Below are 5176 nucleotides of genomic sequence, written 5' to 3'. Positions count from 1 at the left end.
ATCGGGCGGAATCCGGGAGGTGTGGCCAGGATCACCACATCGGCCAGCTCAATGGCATTTTTGTAGGCGTCAAAACCCACAAACTTGTGCTCTTCGGGCACGTTCAGCTTTTCCGGCTGATCGGAAAACACCTTCCCGAGGGTGCTCAGGCTGTCGTCCAGCCGATCGCGGAACGCATCGGCCATGGCCACCAGCTGCACCAATCGTCCTGCCTAAGCTAGCAGAAGCGTGTATTTTTGACAGGTCATAATCACTTATTTTTACTCTTCCACCTCGCTGCTCCACCAATTGTTGCCAGAGTTGTATGTATCCGAGCCATCATTCACCTTGCTATCCTCCAAGGAGGTTATATCCAAATCCTCAACAATATCGATGACAAACCGAGCCAAGTGATCACGGGGAGCCCTTCGGACAACCGATGGAAGCAGGAAATACGAAGTATCGCAATCCACTAATTGTAAATTTGCCATCATAACATCAATCTATTCGATTTTTTAGTCGCAAAAACTGCTACTTTAGACGTGGGAATCTTGAAAGATTTCTAGGAGCCTGATATGTAAGGTATTCGAGTATACAAATTTATTGATTGTACTCAATTTCATAATCAAATACTCCCCTCTCAATATTAATAACCTCTTCAGAACCATCGAACCAAGTTATTTCTACTGAAATAGGTACTCTTTCTTTTCCAACTACTTGGGTTGTGCTATTTTGAGACCAGTAACCTGATCCAGCTTGAATAATTCGGCGAGGTCCTTTAGTCCCATCTTTATAAATAAGTCGCATACTCGATCCAATCGCCGATCTATTGTTATCCGGACCCAATAACTGAATCCTTATTCCAGGTTTCTTAGTTCTATTTTTAAAAAGCTTTGTCTGTCCGTTATTTTGTGTTACAACTAAATCTACCTTTCCATTCCTGTCGAAATCTGCCAACGCAGCTCCGCGCTGTTCTCCATGAATTTTAACCCCGCTTTCACTCCCGGAGACAGCTTCGAATTCTCCTTCACCATTCCCTTTCATTAAAAGTCCTCTACCAGCACTCTGCCTAGTAATTTTAAGAGGAAATACAGATGAGTTTTGACTCATAAACAGATCTTCATTCCCGTCATTATCAAAATCTGCTACTCCAACATCATAACCGAAGGAAAACTGTGCTTGGGCAGGCAGAGGTTGTACTTCAAATCCATCCCCTGTATTTAAGAAAACCGTATGTTCAAGAGTATTAATTTCTTTGTGTAACACTTCAATAAATTCCGAATTTAAGAGTTCTTCTACTGATGAGTTGGAAAATTCTTTATGACTTCTCACATTTCGTAAAACAGAAGATACCGATTCAAAATCTAATAGTTTTCGGCGGGGTACATAAGCCTCCATTTCCTCATGATAATATGCATCTACAATATCTAGAGTTCTATTTAGATCGAAATCGCCATAGTATAGCCTAAGGGGATATTCCGAATTGATTTGATAAGGACTGTTCAATCCTAAATTTGTAGCTACAAAGTCAATCAATCCGTTATTGGTAAAATCTCCTGCGGCTACACCATTCCACCAGCCTTTCCATTGATCGAGTCCCATATCTTCGGTTATATCATTAAATTGACCATTCCGGTTTTCAAAAAGCTTCATAGCTCCCCATTCAGTACTAACCAAAAGATCTTGCTGACCGTTTTGTGTAAAATCTGCAAACACGGCACCGCTTACCAATCCTATATCAGAAAGTATTTTCGAGTTTTGCTGGTCTAAAACGAATTCTCCATTTTTATTTAAAAAAAGACGAGACGAAGCATCCCTCGGGTACCCTCCTGGCAAAAAATGACCCCCAATGAACAAATCAACGAATCCATTTCCATTATAATCAGCTGCTGCCATAGGCCCTGTAGTAGATAATACGCCAGGAATATTTTTCCGATTGACAGTCCCATCTGTTTGAATATTATAGATATATGCGGATGGAACGCTCGGATCTTCCTGCTCAAAATTTGAACTACCTACCACTAGTCTAAAACGATTATTTTCCCTCCATCCAAGTAAGGCAGTCTGATCTCCGGGTGCTTTGTTTTGCAATTCATCCAATATAACAGATTGAAAATTCCCGTTACCCAAATTTTCATATACGGCAAGTTTCCCTCCTTTGCCAGATGATATAAACAGATCGTCTAAACCGTTGTTGTTATAGTCAAACCATCCCACCCCAGGTCCCCTCCTGCTTAACTCTTTAGGTAATAATGGCTGAATATGAAAATCATAATAATTGCTTTCGTCGTGAATATGGTCTATGCTGTTTGAAACATCATCAAAAAGTTTAGTTTTATGGTTCTGCCCATTTGGATTATCTTCAAATTCCTCAGCGGAGGCGGACTCATCAATCTCATATATTCGATTGGCCTTGACATTTTCTATACGACTTTGAGTGCCATCTCTCCAAGTGACCAAAATGGTATGTTCATTATTAGTTTCATCTGCTGCAAATACAATTTGTTGTTGCGAAGAAGAAAGATAGTTCCCCCCCGCTATCATTTCCTTAGATTGTTCAACTGGTCCACCTTTTAATTCAACCTTTGCTCCAATTCCCATTGTATTCGGACTTTCTCCATTAAGGCGTACTGCGATTCTGGATCGATTTGTGGTGTTTTCATAAATTGCTGCTTCATCGTTAAAACGATTGAAAATCAAATCCAACATACCGTCATTATTCAAATCGCCAATAGCCATTCCTATTGATATGTCTTCTGTATCAAATCCCCACTCCAGACTTTTATCAGAAAAGGTCAAGTCACCATTGTTTCTAAACATCTTGTTATTAAGTGCCAACGTCGGGTATTGAAGCAACTCACTTTGTCTATCTAAAATTTTATCACCTAACTCTTCATACCGTTCTGCTATCTTATACTGAGTATCCATGTCAAGATAATCCCAGAAAAAACCAGTGGCTACGATAAGATCTTCGTAACCATCAAGATCTATATCCATAAAGGTGGTTGCCCAAGACCATTCGGTGGCCTCTAAACCACTATAGTATGCTATCTGAGCAAATGTTGTATCCCCTCGGTTCAAAAAAACCGAATTACGATTATGATGAGTACTCCCCTGATATTCACCCAGAAAATCTGAATACTGTTGTAGTCGTCGTTCATGCTTACTACTGAGCATTTCAGTAACCACAAAATCGAGGTTTCCGTCTTTGTTTAAATCTGTAAAATCCAACCCCATTGAGGAGTAACTCTGATTACGGATAGCTTCAGGGGATGCAGCCTCAAATATTCCATTTCCCGAATTGAACCAAAGCCGGTCTGGAGTCCAGAAGTCATTAGCTACATATAGATCTGGAATCCCGTTACCAGTAATATCTCTAAAAGTCGCTGAAAGCCCCCAATCTCTAAATAGTCCTGCCTTCTGCTCATCGTTTACAGGAAAATGCTCTTTTAGGTCTGCTTTTTTATATTGACCATTTCCTTTGTTGATATATAAATAATCATATGCACCTGCTTCCTGCCGCATTTCTCTTCCGTCAACTTCAATAATCTCATAAAATTTCTTGAATTCCGGTAAGACGCTTAATCTGCCATTCTCATCTTTTTCCACAGTCTTTTCCTTTGCGTGTTCTTTGGGTCTATATAGATCTCGAACTGATCTAAGCCGATAATTCGTAATATACATATCTAGCAGTCCATTACCATTGATGTCTGCGAATGCCATGGAATGAGACCCTTTACTTTCTCCAAGCCCACTATCTTCTTTCAGTTCAAAGCTCCCCTTTCCGTTGTTAAGATAAAGAGAGTTACCGTCTGTCAAGGAAGTTATCAATAAATCAAGATGACCATTACCATTTACATCAACAAAAGCAACTCCGGTAGAATTATATTCTTCATGACCTACCCCTGCCTTGTCTGTAATATCTTTGAACTTAAAATTACCTAAATTTTTATAAAGCTTGTTGGGTCCGTCGAGTCTGGCAAAGTACAGGTCGCTCAGCCCGTCTCCATCAATGTCCCCAACGGCTACTCCAGAACCATTTAGGTAAAAGCGATTTTTTTCAATAAGTTTTTCTCTGACTTCATTTCGAAAATTAACATTCGTTCTATAAGATGAAAGTTTTCTGAAGCCCGTATCTCCAAAAAAGTTGGCCTGAAGCTCTGCCCAGCGGTACCCATTCTCTTCCTGCCAAGACAAATCACTATTATTTTTTTCATGTGGTGAATCGTAGACATAAATGGGTTGCATAATCAGTGTTCCTTCAATGAATTGTCCCTGTATCAATCCCCTGACCAAAAAAACAAAAAACATACCAACTATTATTAAAAATCTATATTTAACCATAATGCTTTTAATTGATTCTACTTAAACTGAGCTGCTCAGTGGCTATAAATCTATCTATAATTGTAAATCGACCTGTAAAGACACAAACATATTTCGAATTCAAATTGATAAAACTAAACGTTATATATTCCAATACTCAACGATTCACAATACTCTATTCCAAAAAAAACTACTATTATTTATTCACGTATTTCCAAATATTTTATGAAAAAGTAAACTCCGGCAGGTGTTTAATTTCGCCCCCGTTCATCGCCGACTCATGCGCCAGCAGGCCCACGCAGGTCCAGTTGGCGGATTGACGTGCGTTCGGGTAGGGCTCGCGGTCGTTGGCAATCGAGTCCACAAACTCGTGGGCCAGGTGCGGGTGGGATCCGCCGTGGCCGCCGCCCTGGATGAACGACAGGTGGGCGTGCTCGTCGGCGTCATAGACCCCCTCCTGGGTGAACTCCTGGATCTCCTCTGGCAGCCGGTGGCCGTAGTCGGGCACCTGCACCCGCTCGGGGATCTCCGGCTCGGGCTTCTTGGCCGTGTGGATCACGGGATCTTCGCCTTCAATCAGCGGCCATTCGAAGGACTTTTTCGAGCCGTAGGCATCGAAGCTTTCGCGGTATTGCCGGGCCGTGTCAAACAGGCTGCGGTAGATATGAGCTGAGATATCTGAATCTTTCAGCTTGATGTGGCAGGTCTCGACCGCAAACGGGGAGCCGGACTTGGCGATCAGCTCATCGCTGATCTTCCCGGAGCCAAAGCAGGAGACATACTCCGCATCGGCGTCGGTCAGCCCCAGCACCGGGCTCACCACGTGGGTGGCGTAGTGCATCGGCTTCATGTACTGCCAGTATTCGGGCCAGCC

1 protein-coding gene and 2 pseudogenes are annotated in these 5176 nt (G+C 42.0%); all 3 read right to left on the bottom strand.

Annotation, left to right across the window (positions count from 1 at the left end; translation table 11 throughout):
• Nucleotides 1-200 (bottom strand): annotated as a pseudogene (locus tag ACG2E4_RS18120) (dehydrogenase); the annotation flags it as partial.
• 379 nt (nucleotides 201-579) lie between these two features.
• Complete coding sequence (locus ACG2E4_RS18115; protein WP_395277471.1) at nucleotides 580-4323, bottom strand: FG-GAP-like repeat-containing protein; 3744 nt, start codon at nucleotides 4321-4323, stop codon at nucleotides 580-582.
• A gap of 202 nt (nucleotides 4324-4525) precedes the next feature.
• Nucleotides 4526-5176 (bottom strand): annotated as a pseudogene (locus tag ACG2E4_RS18110) (gfo/Idh/MocA family oxidoreductase); the annotation flags it as partial.

The organism is Halalkalibaculum sp. DA384 (assembly GCF_043951955.1).
GTDB lineage: Bacteria > Bacteroidota > Rhodothermia > Balneolales > Balneolaceae > JAMQKA01.
Note: the sequence above shows the minus strand (reverse complement) of the source record. Positions and strands in the feature narration are given on the sequence as shown.